This window comes from Streptomyces sp. NPDC005784, assembly GCF_042871525.1.
Lineage (GTDB): Bacteria > Actinomycetota > Actinomycetes > Streptomycetales > Streptomycetaceae > Streptomyces.
Genome location: NZ_JBIAIQ010000021.1, coordinates 62,682 through 75,687, shown reverse-complemented (window position 1 = coordinate 75,687; position 13,006 = coordinate 62,682). Strand labels below are relative to the sequence as shown.

Here is a 13,006-nt window from a genome sequence, read left to right as displayed (position 1 = left end):
CTGGAGACGCACCGTGACACAGCAGCTGAGCCCCCAGCACCCCCCGCTTCCCCGCCGCGCCGTCGTGACCGGCGCTGCCGGCTTCATCGGGTCCCACCTCGCGCACGCCCTCGTCCAGGCCGGGACCACGGTCATCGGCGTCGACCGCCGTGACCCGGCCACCGACCAAGCCGCCGCGGCCAACCTCGCCCCCCTGCGGTCGCTGCCCGGCTACATGAACGTTACGGCCGACCTGATCGGCTGTGCGATTGATCCCCTTCTCGTCGATGCGGACGCCGTCTTCCACCTCGCCGCCATCCCCGGCGTCCGCCCCTCCTGGGGAGCGCAGTTCGGCGACTACGTCGCCTCCAACATCGTGGCCACCAAGCGCCTGCTGGACGCCGCAGCCCGTCTGCACGTTCCCCGCCTGGTCGTCGCCTCCTCTTCCAGCGTCTACGGCACCACCGACGGCGGCCCCAGCGTCGAGACCGACCACCCGCGGCCCGCATCGCCGTACGCCGTCACCAAGCTCGCCGAGGAACAGCTCTGCCTCGCCCACGCCACGCAGCCCCACTGCCCCACCACCGTCGTCGCACTGCGCTACTTCACCGTCTACGGCCCCCGCCAGCGCACCGACATGTTCACCCACCGTGCGCTGCTGGCCGCCCTGACCGGCCAGCCCCTGAGTCTGTACGGCGACGGTCACCAGCGCCGGGACTTCACCTACATCGACGACGCGGTCGCCGCCACGATCGCGGCGGCCACCACGCCCGACGCACACGGGGTGATCAACGTGGGGGGAGGGGCGAACGCCTCCCTTCTCGAAGTGATCCACATTGCCAACAGCCTCGTCGGCCGCGACATCGAGGTGCTCCAGGACAGCCCCCGCCATGGCGACGTCCTCACCACCCGCGCCGACCCCGGTCGCGCCCACGCGGTCCTGGGCTGGCAGCCGCACGTCGACCTCCACAGCGGCATGCGTGCCCACATGCAGACCCTCGCCGCCGCGCTCACCGTGCACGGCCAGGCCGCCTAACCAGCAGGAAGTCAGGAGGAGCCGCTGTGGAGAGCCCCGAGCGAGCACGACTCGACACCTTCTTCCGGCGCGTCACCGAGCAATTCCCCGCCGCCGGCCCGATCACTTCACTGATCATCACGCACCTGCTCTCCGAGCGTCCGGCGTTCCTGCGTGCGATGGCTGCGGCCTCGACCGTCGGTGCCGTCCTGCCCAAGCCCAAGTCCGTCGACCACCAGACACTGGATGTGGTCCGGGATCTCTATCCCGTCCACGACCTCAGCAGGGAACTGTTCGCCGACTCCACCCGTGCACTGGAGTACATAGAGGAAACCGCGGGGGGACAGGACGTCGTCCTTGCGGACATCGGCGGCTACTTCGCTCCCAGTCTCCACACGGTGGCGGAGAAGTTCTCCGGCCGTGTCCTGGGCGTCGTGGAAGACACAGAGAACGGACACCAGCGATACGCCGCGCTCGATCATGTCCCCTGCCCCGTCATCTCGGTAGCCCGCTCACCCCTCAAGGACTGCGAAGACCACCTCGTAGGCCGGTCCATCGTCTTCTCCACCGACGCTCTGGTCCGCGCCCGCGGTGACATCCTGACCAGCCGCAACGCCTGCGTCCTCGGCTTCGGCAAAGTCGGCCGCTCCATCGCGCAGACCCTCCGCGCACACGACCTGCGGGTCACGGTCTACGACAAGGACCCCATCCGGCGGGTGCAGGCGCACTCCTACGGCTTCCGTACGACCACGACCACCACCGATGCAGTCAGGGACGCCGAACTGGTCCTGTGCGCCACCGGGAACCTCGCCCTGCGCCAGCACGACTTCAACGCCCTGCGCAACGGCGCCTACCTCGCGTCAGTGACCTCGTCGGAAGACGAGCTGGAGCTTGCGCCCCTCCACGAGCTCTACCAGCGCGTCAAGGTTGGGGAACAGCTGACGCGCTACGAGATGACCGGGCACTACTTCTACGTGCTCGCCGACGGAGGCGCCGTCAACTTCGTCCATGGAGCGGCCGTTGGTACCTACATCCACCTCGTCCAGGCCGAGATACTCGCCGCCACCGCCGCCCTCAGCCACGGCCACTTCCAGCCCGGCCTGCACACCATGCCCACCACCGACCGCCAAACCATCGCCAGGATCTGGCTCGACCACTTCGACAGGTGAACCACATGCCGCCGTCCCCCCACCACATCCGCGCCACCGCCGAGGCGTACCTCAACCGCCATCCGGGCGAACGGCAGCTCCTCGACCCGCTGTTCGCCGCTCTGGCCGGCACACCGGACCCCGCGCACCGCAAGACCTTCCCCGCTCACGTCACCTGCAGTGCGATCGTTCTCGACGCCACCGACCGTGTGCTCCACATCCATCACAACGCGACCGGCAAGTCCCTCGCACCCGGCGGGCACCCCGAACCGGACGATCAGGACCTCGTCCATGCCGCCGTCCGCGAACTCTCCGAGGAAGCCGGCATCCCCCATGACGCGGTCACCCCGCTCCCCGGGTTCGAGACGGTTCCCCTGGACATCGACGTGCACGACATCGACGCCAACCCCGCCAAAGGGGAGCCGGCGCACCAGCACATCGACTTCCGCTTCGTCTTCCGGCTCACGGCGCAGCGCCCGGTGACGCTCCAGACCGAGGAAGTCAGCGGCTACCACTGGCGGCCGTTTGGGGAGACCGCTTCTCCGACCGTCCGCGCCAAGCTGGCGCTCCTTCCACGTCCTACACGTCCCTGAAACGCCGACCGCCCGGGGGTATGCCATGTCTGCCGCCTCACCAGCACAACCGCGTACCGCACGCCGCCATGTCGCGGTCATCCCTTGTCGGTGGGGTGCCTCGCGCTTCCCCGGCAAGCCCTTGGCCATGCTCGGGGACAAGCCTCTGCTGTGGCACGTGCACCAGCGCTGCCTGGAGGCCACGCGTCTCGACGGTGTGCTGGTCGCGACGGACGACGAACGCATCGAGGCCGTCTGCCGCCGTCTGGGGATCGAATGCCTGCGCACCCGGGAACACCTCACCGGCACCGACCGTGTCGCTGAGTGCGCCAGGCGCGTGCCCGCCGACGGCTACATCAACGTTCAGGGCGACGAGCCGTTCATCGAGCCGGCCGCGATCGACGCCGTCTCCGAGGCTCTGCACCACCTCACGGCTGGCACCCTCGCGGTGAACGCCTACACGGAACTGGGCGACGCCGGCTCCGTTCTCGACCACAACGTCGTGAAAGTCGTGCTGACAACAGGTGGCAACGCCTTGATGTTCTCGCGCCAGCCGATCCCTTATCCGCGAGCAGACCGCCCGACGTATCTGCGGCAGCTGGGGCTCTACGGCTTCACTGGTGAGGCACTCCGGCAGTTCCGGCGGCTCCCGCAGGGGCCGCTGGAGCGAACCGAGGGCGTGGAGATGCTGCGCTTCATCGAGCACGGGTACGGCGTTCGGATGCTTCAGGTCGCGGACGAGGGCATAGCCGTTGACACGCCCGAGGATCTCGCACGGGCCTTCGCAATCCTGCGCAGCCGTGGGCACCATCCCGATCCGGCCGGAAAGAGCATATCTGAGGAGATTCCGGTGCAGTGATAGAAGGATCCCAGCATTGATCAGCGCTCGAATTGCCGCGTGACCCGGAGAAGCGTCAGCCCCGTCAGGCCAACTCCACATGGGCGAGAGCGAGGGCCACCCGGTCGCTGAATGCTCCGCCCTCCTTAGTGAATAACTAGGGCCATTTCAACTCAGTTGGGGCTTTTACCCCTCGTGCAGTGAAAGGAGAATCATGCGTCACCCGACGCTCCTCGATGCCATCCTCCATAAGCGTGGATGGCGGCGCTACGAGGTATTCGTGACGCAGCTTGCTAATGCAGGAGCCCGAGCGGCAAAGCGCTACGAGAATCCGCGCCTGGCCAGGGTGAGGAGTGTCACCCGAACCACATTCGGACGGTGGTGTGCCGGTACGCAGGAACCGCGGGGCGACGCGGCAACGGTCGTGGAGTTTTGGCTCGGACACACGGTGAAAGAGCTCCTCGGACCGGCGCCAGAGCGGGAACTCGTGCTTGCCAGAAGCCTCCATGACGCTTCACTCGCTGCCGTGCACCGGCTGGACATCAGGTTCGACACGTCCTTCCTGTCCATTGCCGCACCCGTTCCGGGAACCGGCGGAGTGTGGCACATGGACGGCCTGCGGATCCTGGACGGGACGTCCGTCGCAGTCCAAATGTACGAAGCGGCACCTCAGCCCGGCTCTGTAGTGATCGGGCCGGAGGACCTTGAGCATCTGAGGTACTTCACCCGGTCAACGCGCAGGGCCTTGCTCCTCGGGTCCCTGGGTGCCCAAGGGGCCGACGATCTCTATGCGCTGGACGCGGCGCACGCACGGCGTCAGCTTGCGATGCCCGTGCAGCGGCTATCGATTCCCATGCCCTACCGGCTCGACGAGTTGACATACGCTCTGCTGTGGGCCTGCTTGAATCTGGACGACAGCCTTCTCGCCGACGACGGCACTCTCCATATCGAACAGCAAAGGCTCGACTTCCACCTAGACCGGGGCCGCTCAGCTGCGGCCCGAACCGCCTATTCGGATCTTTCCCAGGTTGGATCCCTGTGGCTCGGATCGCACGCCTGCGCAGCGTTCGTCGAGCGCCATCTGAAAGTCGACGACGTGAGTCCCGTCATGTGGTCGCGGGCCCAGTTCGGTGAACAAGCAGCGGCCTGGCTCCTGTTCCGCGAGCGCCACGGTATTCTTCAGTTCATGCGAGACCGCTCCTCGCGACTCGAAAACACCCCCGGCTGCGCCCTGTGCGTGCCTGAATCCGCCGTACACGGCAGCGAGCCGTATGAACGGCTGTTGCTGCTTCTCATGGTCGCGTTGATGGAGTCATACGGCCTGACCGTCTGGGTCTGCACGCAAGAGGACTACGTTCGACTCCCCGAATTCCACCTTGCCTCGGACCGGCGTGTCATCGTGGCCGACTGGCTGGGTGCCGACGCGGTGTGGAACGTGGAGAGCATCGACGGCAGAGGTGCAACCGACGCCTTCACCCAAGCGATCAATCATGCTCGGACGAGTACCGTTGCCGACGGTGCCACCCCCGTCGAGCGGATACGCGCGTTCGCCGAGTACCTCGGCCTCGGCCAGGAATGGGGCCGACTGATCGAACGCTGCCGCGAACTCGGCTCGTACGGCACTGCCGGCCTCCTGCGGGCGCGAAGCCGCTTGATCCACACAGGCGAAATCGACCGAGTCCTGCGCTTCCTTGGAGAATTCGACCTCACATCCTGAAGGTACAAATCCCACCAGGGCATACAACATCGCCTTGAATCAGCTGGGTCGAACGATGAGCCCGACGCCCCCTGCGCCAGGACCAATGCGGCGCAAGGTGGCGTCTTTCCACGAGCGCGAACACCAGGGCTCGCCCTTCACCGTCCTAGCGTGAGTCACCCAGCCCGGAGGGCGACTCACGCGCGGTCCGTGAGCGACTCCGGCACGGCACGCCCATCGTTCTCGCGTCGTTCCGTCCATCTCGATCTCATTCCAGACGTCGATTCATTCGGAAAGCCCGAATCCGACCGAGCCAAACCGTCCACGTGCACCTTGAAACGACTCATGAACGACTCCCGCAGATGTAGCGACGACCGGTTGAATCGAGCAAGCTCTTCGTTACTCCTGATGCTGGCGGGAGCAGGCTTCCCTGCGGGGCCGCTGGCTGCTGCCGAGGAGACGCGCTAGACGGGTCTCAGCCTCATGGCAGCGTTCAAGTGTCGTCCGCCGGGCCCCGCTTGGTCGGCACTCTTGATGCCGCCGGCAAGGCCAGTTCGCGGCAGAGAGTCTCGTCGGCATCGGGCGGTCAGCGACGCGTCGGCACTGAGCCGGAGCTCAATCCATCCTGTCGTTTCGAGGACATCGATGTCTGCATTCACTTCGCCCGCTGCCGAATCGCCGGGCCCGGTTCGTAAGGGAGTCCGGCACCGCCGGATTCGCAAGGATCCCGATCCGGCAGTCCGGGAGCTGCGCCGGCGCCTGATCTGGCTGGCGGTGGTTCCTGCCGGATTCGTGCTCCTGCTGACGGTGGCCGCCGGCCTGTTCGTCAGTACGGCGAACGCCTCCCACAAGGCAGTCACCTTGGTGATCGCGGGGGGCGCAGCGGCAGGTGTCATCGCCCTGGTGGCGTCTTTCCAGCGCGCATCGGCAGTAGCCGGGGAAGTTGAGGGGGAGAAACGGCTCGTCGCGGAGTGGCTGGAATACCTGCACAAACAGGTAGCGGCCGGCCGAGAGGAGGCTCGGCACGCGGCCGTCCGGTTGCAGAGAGGACAGCGCCCGGTCGTGGCTACTGCCGTGTCCGATATCGAGGCTGACCACCCATTCGCCCAGCTGGCGCGTGAACTGAGCGACTACCGGGCAGCGGTGGGAAACGCCATGACGCAGGCGGCGGGTCAGCGGGTGCAGGTCTTCGTCAACTTCTCCGACCGGCTGAAGAGCCTGGGCAACGCGGCGCTGGCGAAGCTGGACGACGTTGAACGCGATGTCGACGATCCCGACCATCTGGCAGCTCTGTACAGCGTGGACCACGACATCACCCGCATCAAGCGGGCGGCAGAGAGCATGGCGGTGATGGGCGGTGTCCAGTCGTCGCGCCATGAGGACCCTCAGTCCGTCAAGGCCGTGCTCAGGCTGGGCATTCAGGAGATCCACACCTACGCGCGAGCCAAGGTGATCATCGCTCCGGACGCCTACCTTCCGGGGTATGCCGTGGCCTCCGTGACCCACCTGCTGGCCGAGCTGCTGGAGAATGCGACCGCTTTCTCCAATCCGTCCACCCGGGTGGACATGAGTGCGTCGCTCATCCCCGTCGGACTGCTCGTCGAGATCGACGACAAGGGCCTGGGCATGGAGCCTGAGGTCCTCGCTGAGATGAACGCCCTGCTCGCCGATCCCGAAGCCTCCGACGCCGGCGCGCAGTTGATCTCGGCAGGCCAGAACGGGCTGTTCGTCGTCGCCTCGCTCGCCCGCCGGTATGGCATCACCGTCCAGCTCCGTCAGAACATGTACGGCGGGGTCCAGGCAGCAGTAGTCGTACCGCACGCCCTTCTGGAAGCCGGCCGCCTGGAGGTAGCCGAGCTGCAGCGGCGGGTTGCCCGTACGCAGGTCTCCCACCGCTCCGCGCCACGGCCGCAGGCAGCGACACCTGCCGGCCAGAATTCCCCGGCCGCAGCAGCGCGGAGCGCTGTTGCCCACCTGAGCAGGCCGACGGGCCGGGCCGAAGGGCACGTGCTCGCGCCCGTGGTACCAGGTTCCCCTGAGACGGCCACCCTGTACCTGGTCGACGGTGGTACGCCCGGCCCCGTCGGGGGCCTGCGCCCCCTTCCCGTACGCCCCGACCATCCGCAGTCTCCCGAGGCGAATCCCGCGCTGGCGGGGACAGATACGGGTCACGACGTCCCCCCGACCGAACACAACTGGCAGCTGGCCGACCAATTCACCAGCGGTTGGCACTCGGCCGTGCGTGATGAAGGCGCAGGACCCGAGCAGCCTGCTCCCGCCAGCTGACCCCCCCACCCTTTGATCCAAGGAGAAGATCACCATGACCACCGACACCTCGGCCGAAGGCAACGGCGGCTTGGACTGGCTGCTGTCCAACCTCGTCGACACCGTGCGCTCGGCGACCGGCGCCGCGGTGTCGTCCTCGGACGGCATGCTCAAGCACTACTACGGCATCAGCAAGGACGACGCGGACAGGCTGGGCGCGCTCGCAACCGGCGCCTTCTCACTCTGCGGCCAAGTGAGTTCGTTCTTGCCGGACGGCAAGGGCGGCGTGGGAGTCCAGGTGATCATGGAGACGACTGCCGGGATGATGTTCGCCGCGCGGGTGGGTGGCAACAGCGTGTTGGCGGTCCTCGGCACCAAGGACATCGACGTACGCGTGGTCGGATACGAGATGCGGATGCTGGCCAACCGGGCCGCGCCGACGCTGGCTACCCCGGTGCGGCCCGCCGTGGTCGGCTGATGCCGGCCTCCGAGCGCCCGCCCCAAGTCTCTGCCGGCGGCGGTCCGCTGAGGCTGCGCCCGTACACCGTGAATGACGGGCGCACCCGCCCGCGCCTGGAGCTGGAGCGCACCACGCTGGTCAGGGCGTGCCGCACCGCCGCGCATCCGCCCCAGGGGGCGCCAGAACGCTCGGACGCATTCGAGTTGTGCCGCACCGGCACACTCACGATCACCGAGATCGCCGGACGGATGCGACTGCCGGTGCAGGCCGTCAAGGTCCTCGTTGCCGACCTGATCACCGAGAAGTTCCTGATGACCATCGCCGCCCGCCAGGCCAATGCCAAAGACCCGGCCATCCTGAGGAGAGTTCTTGCAGGTCTCGAAGCCCTCTGACCAGCCGATAAGCCAGTTGAAGGTGGTCATAGCGGGCGGTTTCGGCGCGGGCAAGACCACGCTGGTCGCCACGGCGAGCGAGATCGAACCGCTCTCGACCGACGAGCAGTTGACCACGGCCGCGATCGGCACGGACAGGATCGACGGCGTGGAGGGCAAGACGACCACCACGGTGGCCTTCGACTTCGGTCGAATCAGCCTCGACAGCCAGAACTTGGTCCTCTACCTCTTCGGCACCCCGGGCCAGGAGCGCTACCAGTTCATGTGGGACGACATCGTCGAAGGTGCCATTGGTGCCGTGGTCCTGGCCGACACGCGCCGTCTGGAGGACTCCTTCGACTCCATCAACTACTTCCTGGAACTGGAGTTGCCCTTCATTGTCGCCGTCAACCTGTTCCAGGGGGCTGACCGCTACTCGATCGACAGTGTCCGCACGGCGCTGCGGCTTCAGGCGGATACACCGGTCGTCGGGTGTGACGCCCGTGACTCCCGCTCGGCCCGCCACGTGCTGATCACCCTCGTCAAGCACGCGCACTCCATCGCCGTCCGCGCGCGCCATTCACCCTCTACTTCCGCCCGGAGCCAGCATGTCTGACCTCACGCGTACCCAGCGCACCCTGCACGCCCAGACTCCCCATCGGCTGGCGCGGCTGCACCAACTCGGCCTCGCCGACCGTGCCGACGAGGAGTTCGACCGCTTCACCGCGACTCTGGCCCGTGATTCAGGAGTTCCGGGGGCGCTGGCGATGTCCAACGCGATCTCGGACCGCCAGTTCTTCACCGGCATCCACCTGCCCTCGGGAGACGAACTCGGCTCCGCCGCCGAGGCCGAGGCCCTGGCCGCAGCCGTGGGACGGGTCATGCCGCTGGAACACGGCTACTGCCCCGAGACGCTGGACCGGACGAAGGCCCTGGTCCTTCCCGACGTGTGCATGAAGCCCGACTTCGCGGGCAACGAGGTTGTGGACCTGGTCGGTATCCGCACGTACATGGGCATCCGGCTGATGGACAAGGAGATGGGGATCGCCCTCATGACGATCTGCGTCGTCGGCCGCGACACCCGCCCGATGGAAGACGGCCGACGGATGCTCGACTACATCAAGGAGCGAGGAGCACAGGGCCAGTACCTCCTCGACCAGCGCATCAACGCACTGCGGTAATTCACACGGGGATCATCGACGGCGCGGGCGCAGCAAACCGCTGGGACCACTGCGCTCCCGCCGTCGCTCCCCGTGCCAGCCGGGCCAGCCGCAACCGCTGTACGTCAGAAGTCCCGGCTGGCGCATAGATCGGCTGGGCATCCCGGAAGAACCGCTCCAGCGGCCGGTCGGTGAACACCCCGCACGCGGCGTGCACCTCCATGGCCAACCGTGCTGACTTCACGCCGAGTTCGTAGTTCATCAGCTTCGCTGTCATCAGCGGACCGTCGCAGGCCAGGCCGCGATCCTGCATGTCGGCCGCTACATAAGCGAGGGTCCCGGCCGTCTCCAGGTTGGCCACCATCTGGCCCAGCCGCTGCTCCACGGTGCTCAGCTGGCTCAGGGGCCGGCCATAGCGTTCCGTCTCGTCGGCGAAATGCAGCGTCTCCTCAAGGGTCGCCCGGTGCACACCGAGTGAGACCGCGGCCAGATTGGCCCGCCCGTACAGGACGCTGGAGGAGTCGGCCGCGTCTTCGCCTTCGCCCACCCTCCCCAGCAGGTTCTCCTCCGGTACCCATACGTCCTCCATGATCACGGTGCCGAAGGAGAACCCGTTCAGCCCCAGGGCCGGCACCTGCGGGCGTACGGAGACGCCGTCACGGTCGCTCTCCACCAGGAATGCCGACAGGTCACCTCGCCCCGGCCCGGTCCGTACGACCACGCAGTGCAGGTCGGCGACATGACTGTTGCCCACGTGCGCCTTTTCCACGGTCAGCAGCCACCCGCCCCGCTTCCGGCGAGCTCGCCCCTGCATTCCCGCTATCTGGCTGCCCGAGACCCGCTCGGTCACCGCGATCGTGGGAAGGCACTCTCCCCGGCAGATGGGCGGGAGCCACCGGGCCTTCTGCTCTGCGCTGCCATAGTTGATGATCATGGCGACCGGGATCAGAGATGCCTGAACCGCAGCCCCCATCGCCCCACAAGCGCGGGCGAGTTCCTCGATGATGATCGTCTTCGCGAGATGGCCCGCGCCCATCCCACCGTAGGCGGGGTCGACGGTGACACCGATCCATCCTTGCCGGGCAGCCTCCCGGATCAGCTCGTCATCGACACATCGGATCTGCTCCCACAAAGGTATGCGAGGCAGCACTTCGGCCTCGGCGAACGCCCGGACCCGAGCCCGCAGCTCATCGTGGCGCTCCGTGGTGACGCAACCGAACACCAACGCCCTCCCTCGACAGGCCCCAACGGCCGCAGCCCGCACGTACAACGGCGTACGTCGGCCGCGGCCTTGACGGGGCCGACCACCGTTCCCACAACGCTCTCCGGACTGGCGGACCAGCTCGGACGGACACGGCCCACGCTGCCCATCCGGGCCCCGAGGGTGATGCCGCACCTCCACCGTGACGATTTATCGCCTTCGTTGCACCACCACTGTTGAATCGTTCAAGCATCGTTTCTCCCAGCCGGCCGATCCCACTGTGCCAACTCCGAGGTGGAAAGTGGTGGTTCGCCGGGCTTCCTCGAACAGTGCGTCGTGCCAACGACCGCTGAACGATCCCCCTGCCGCGTAGCAGCGATCAGGGCCTTCGGCCAGAGTTGTACCGCCCCGGGCAGCCGTGCCGACGCACCGGCTTTCGGTCCACGCGCTCGGCGTCGCGTTGCCCTGAGACACACGGGAAGTCCGGCTTCCCGTACGCCGGTGGGGCGGGTGCCCGCCGTCCGGTGTTCTCGGGATTCCGCCGGGAGTCACGCCCCCGACATCGGCGCCGCACAGGGTTCGGCTCGCCCGGTAACTGCTCCGCCGCCAAACAGCCTCTATGTCCCTCTGCTTGACAGAACGTAACGCTCGCTCAACGGCCCGCACGCTTAGGGAAGATCATGTCAACTGCTCGGCGTATCAGGATCGCCAGCTGCAACTTCGAACTCAACGGCAACGGTGACTACGAGAAGTGGCTGGCCATGCAGCAGCGGCTGGCCGGGCTTCGCCCGACGATCCTGTGCCGGCAGGAGACCTTCGGCTATGCCCCGACCGGGCGCGGAGCGACCCTGTTCGGTGAGTCCAAGCGCATCACGAAACTCGTCGGCGACCTCGGCCCGGTCAAGCACGCCACCGCCCTGTACTACGACCCCGCGGTGTTCGAGCAGATCACTCTGTGGGACACCGAGTGGCCCGGGTGGCTCCTGCACCCCACCGCGATGACCCTCCGCGTGCGCGGTACGCGGGACGTCGACGTGGTGGCGGGCTGCGCCCACCTCTCCTACAACTCACCGACTAAGCGGAAGGCCGAGGCCGAGGATCTGACGCGGCTCGCCGACCGTGTCGAGACCTACGAGAACGAGCGGGGTGCGGGGAAGCGGAAGCTCCCCGTGCTCGCGATCGGCATGGACTGCAACAGCTACATCGCCCCCGAACGGATGGTTCCCGGCGAGCTGCCGGTTCCCCGGCTTGACGAGATCAATGACCTGCCGCACCGGGCCCACCGCAGCTATGAGGTCGTTCCCGGACAGCGGGTGCTGGATTCCGAGCCTGACCGCATCCTGCTGACCGCGGGTTTGGAGGACGTCGCCCGGCACGCTGCCCTCTCGCCCGGCGGACCCGGCCTGGCGGCCGTCGCGCCGACCGTGGATGCATGCGACACGCACGGCCCGGCCCACCGTGTGGACCGCGTCTACACCACCAGCTGGCTGTTGCCCGCCGTGGTGGACGTCGAGGTCGTCGACATGACGGACCAGAGTGATCACCACACGGTGGTCGTGACGTACGACCTCGACACGGTTATCGATCTCTACCGTGCCCGTTTCGCTCTCACCGACTGATCCATCACCAGGCCGGAACCGTCCGGCCCCAGGACCGCCAGTTCCGTCCGTGCCCCCCGTCGCGGGCGGAGCTGGCCTCCCCCTTTCCCCACACTGCTGACTGACCGCACCGAGAGCGCCCGACAGCGAAACTCATGACCCTAGCCTGCGAAGACCTCAACGACCTGCCTGCCGATTCGGCCGGTGCCACGACCGCGGCGCCGCCCGCCGGTGCGCCGGTTCTCCTGGAGGAGGAGGACCTGACGATCCTGCGTATGGTCGCGGCCGGGCGACGCCGCATCGACATCGCCGGAGAAACCTTCAGCAGCATCACTAAGATCGACGCGCGAACGCGGCAACTGTGCCACGTGCTCGCGGCGGACAACAGAGAGCATCTCGCCGCCCTCGGCGCCGTGTACGGCCTGGTCACCCGTGAGCGCCTGCCCGGTGTGCCCAGCACTCAGCGTCACGTGTCCGAGGACGATCAGGACGTCCTCGATCTGATCGTGGCCGGGTTGAGCAGCTCGCGCATCGCGGCCCGATTCCAGTGCGACGTCGACCCCGTGCACACCACCATTGCGCGGCTCGCCTTCGCGTTCGGCGCGGACAATCGGTGCCAACTCGCTGCTCACGCCGTGCTGGTGGAGGCGGTGACCTGCCGCGCCGTCTCTCCGCGCTTTCCCGCCACAGCGCTGTCCGGCCT

Annotated in this window: 13 protein-coding genes; 11 read left to right on the top strand and 2 right to left on the bottom strand. The window is 67.3% G+C overall.

What is annotated here, in order from left to right; genetic code table 11:
- Window positions 1–13 precede the first annotated feature (13 nt).
- From ACFYR3_RS28520 to ACFYR3_RS28475, 10 genes are all read left to right on the top strand, one after another.
- Complete coding sequence (locus ACFYR3_RS28520; RefSeq protein WP_389285040.1) at window positions 14–1,015, top strand: NAD-dependent epimerase/dehydratase family protein; 1,002 nt, start codon at window positions 14–16, stop codon at window positions 1,013–1,015.
- Between the two features lie 26 nt (window positions 1,016–1,041).
- Window positions 1,042–2,163, top strand: a complete 1,122-nt coding sequence (locus tag ACFYR3_RS28515) for an adenosylhomocysteinase (protein WP_389285039.1) — start codon at window positions 1,042–1,044, stop codon at window positions 2,161–2,163.
- Between the two features lie 5 nt (window positions 2,164–2,168).
- Entirely contained in the window at window positions 2,169–2,735 is a 567-nt protein-coding gene (locus ACFYR3_RS28510) for an NUDIX hydrolase (RefSeq protein WP_389285038.1), read from the top strand.
- Window positions 2,736–2,760: 25 nt separating this feature from the next.
- A complete protein-coding gene (locus ACFYR3_RS28505; protein WP_389285037.1) occupies window positions 2,761–3,573 on the top strand; it encodes a 3-deoxy-manno-octulosonate cytidylyltransferase in 813 nt (270 codons plus the stop codon).
- Window positions 3,574–3,766: 193 nt separating this feature from the next.
- Entirely contained in the window at window positions 3,767–5,269 is a 1,503-nt protein-coding gene (locus tag ACFYR3_RS28500) for a hypothetical protein (protein ID WP_389285036.1), read from the top strand.
- A gap of 786 nt (window positions 5,270–6,055) precedes the next feature.
- Window positions 6,056–7,534 (top strand): ATP-binding protein, encoded by a 1,479-nt coding sequence (locus ACFYR3_RS28495; RefSeq protein ID WP_389285035.1) that lies wholly within the window; start codon window positions 6,056–6,058, stop codon window positions 7,532–7,534.
- A 34-nt stretch (window positions 7,535–7,568) separates the two neighbouring features.
- Window positions 7,569–7,991: a roadblock/LC7 domain-containing protein gene (locus tag ACFYR3_RS28490; RefSeq protein WP_389285034.1), complete on the top strand. Its 423-nt coding sequence runs from the start codon at window positions 7,569–7,571 to the stop codon at window positions 7,989–7,991.
- Entirely contained in the window at window positions 7,991–8,365 is a 375-nt protein-coding gene (locus ACFYR3_RS28485) for a DUF742 domain-containing protein (RefSeq protein ID WP_388267271.1), read from the top strand. The genes ACFYR3_RS28490 and ACFYR3_RS28485 overlap by 1 nt, the downstream gene beginning before the upstream one ends.
- Entirely contained in the window at window positions 8,343–8,960 is a 618-nt protein-coding gene (locus tag ACFYR3_RS28480) for an ATP/GTP-binding protein (RefSeq protein ID WP_389285033.1), read from the top strand. Before ACFYR3_RS28485 ends, ACFYR3_RS28480 begins: the two co-directional genes overlap by 23 nt.
- Window positions 8,953–9,525 (top strand): GAF domain-containing protein, encoded by a 573-nt coding sequence (locus ACFYR3_RS28475; RefSeq protein WP_388267267.1) that lies wholly within the window; start codon window positions 8,953–8,955, stop codon window positions 9,523–9,525. The genes ACFYR3_RS28480 and ACFYR3_RS28475 overlap by 8 nt, the downstream gene beginning before the upstream one ends.
- 1 nt (window position 9,526) lies before the next feature.
- Here the strand turns inward: ACFYR3_RS28475 and ACFYR3_RS28470 are convergent, their stop codons facing one another.
- Window positions 9,527–10,726: an acyl-CoA dehydrogenase family protein gene (locus ACFYR3_RS28470; protein WP_389285032.1), complete on the bottom strand. Its 1,200-nt coding sequence runs from the start codon at window positions 10,724–10,726 to the stop codon at window positions 9,527–9,529.
- Between the two features lie 659 nt (window positions 10,727–11,385).
- Between ACFYR3_RS28470 and ACFYR3_RS28465 the strand changes: the two genes are divergently transcribed.
- Entirely contained in the window at window positions 11,386–12,324 is a 939-nt protein-coding gene (locus ACFYR3_RS28465) for a hypothetical protein (RefSeq protein WP_389285031.1), read from the top strand.
- 140 nt (window positions 12,325–12,464) lie between these two features.
- Here the strand turns inward: ACFYR3_RS28465 and ACFYR3_RS28460 are convergent, their stop codons facing one another.
- Window positions 12,465–12,935, bottom strand: a complete 471-nt coding sequence (locus tag ACFYR3_RS28460) for a hypothetical protein (protein WP_389285030.1) — start codon at window positions 12,933–12,935, stop codon at window positions 12,465–12,467.
- Window positions 12,936–13,006: the final 71 nt, after the last annotated feature.

Excerpts from the sequence above, each read along its gene's own strand:
- ACFYR3_RS28465 (WP_389285031.1), top strand. The coding sequence starts at position 11,386 with ATGTCAACTGCTCGGCGTATCAGGATCGCCAGCTGCAACTTCGAACTC.
- ACFYR3_RS28505 (WP_389285037.1), top strand. The coding sequence starts at position 2,761 with ATGTCTGCCGCCTCACCAGCACAACCGCGTACCGCACGCCGCCATGTC.
- ACFYR3_RS28485 (WP_388267271.1), top strand. The coding sequence starts at position 7,991 with ATGCCGGCCTCCGAGCGCCCGCCCCAAGTCTCTGCCGGCGGCGGTCCG.
- ACFYR3_RS28475 (WP_388267267.1), top strand. The coding sequence starts at position 8,953 with ATGTCTGACCTCACGCGTACCCAGCGCACCCTGCACGCCCAGACTCCC.
- ACFYR3_RS28510 (WP_389285038.1), top strand. The coding sequence starts at position 2,169 with ATGCCGCCGTCCCCCCACCACATCCGCGCCACCGCCGAGGCGTACCTC.
- ACFYR3_RS28490 (WP_389285034.1), top strand. The coding sequence starts at position 7,569 with ATGACCACCGACACCTCGGCCGAAGGCAACGGCGGCTTGGACTGGCTG.
- ACFYR3_RS28500 (WP_389285036.1), top strand. The coding sequence starts at position 3,767 with ATGCGTCACCCGACGCTCCTCGATGCCATCCTCCATAAGCGTGGATGG.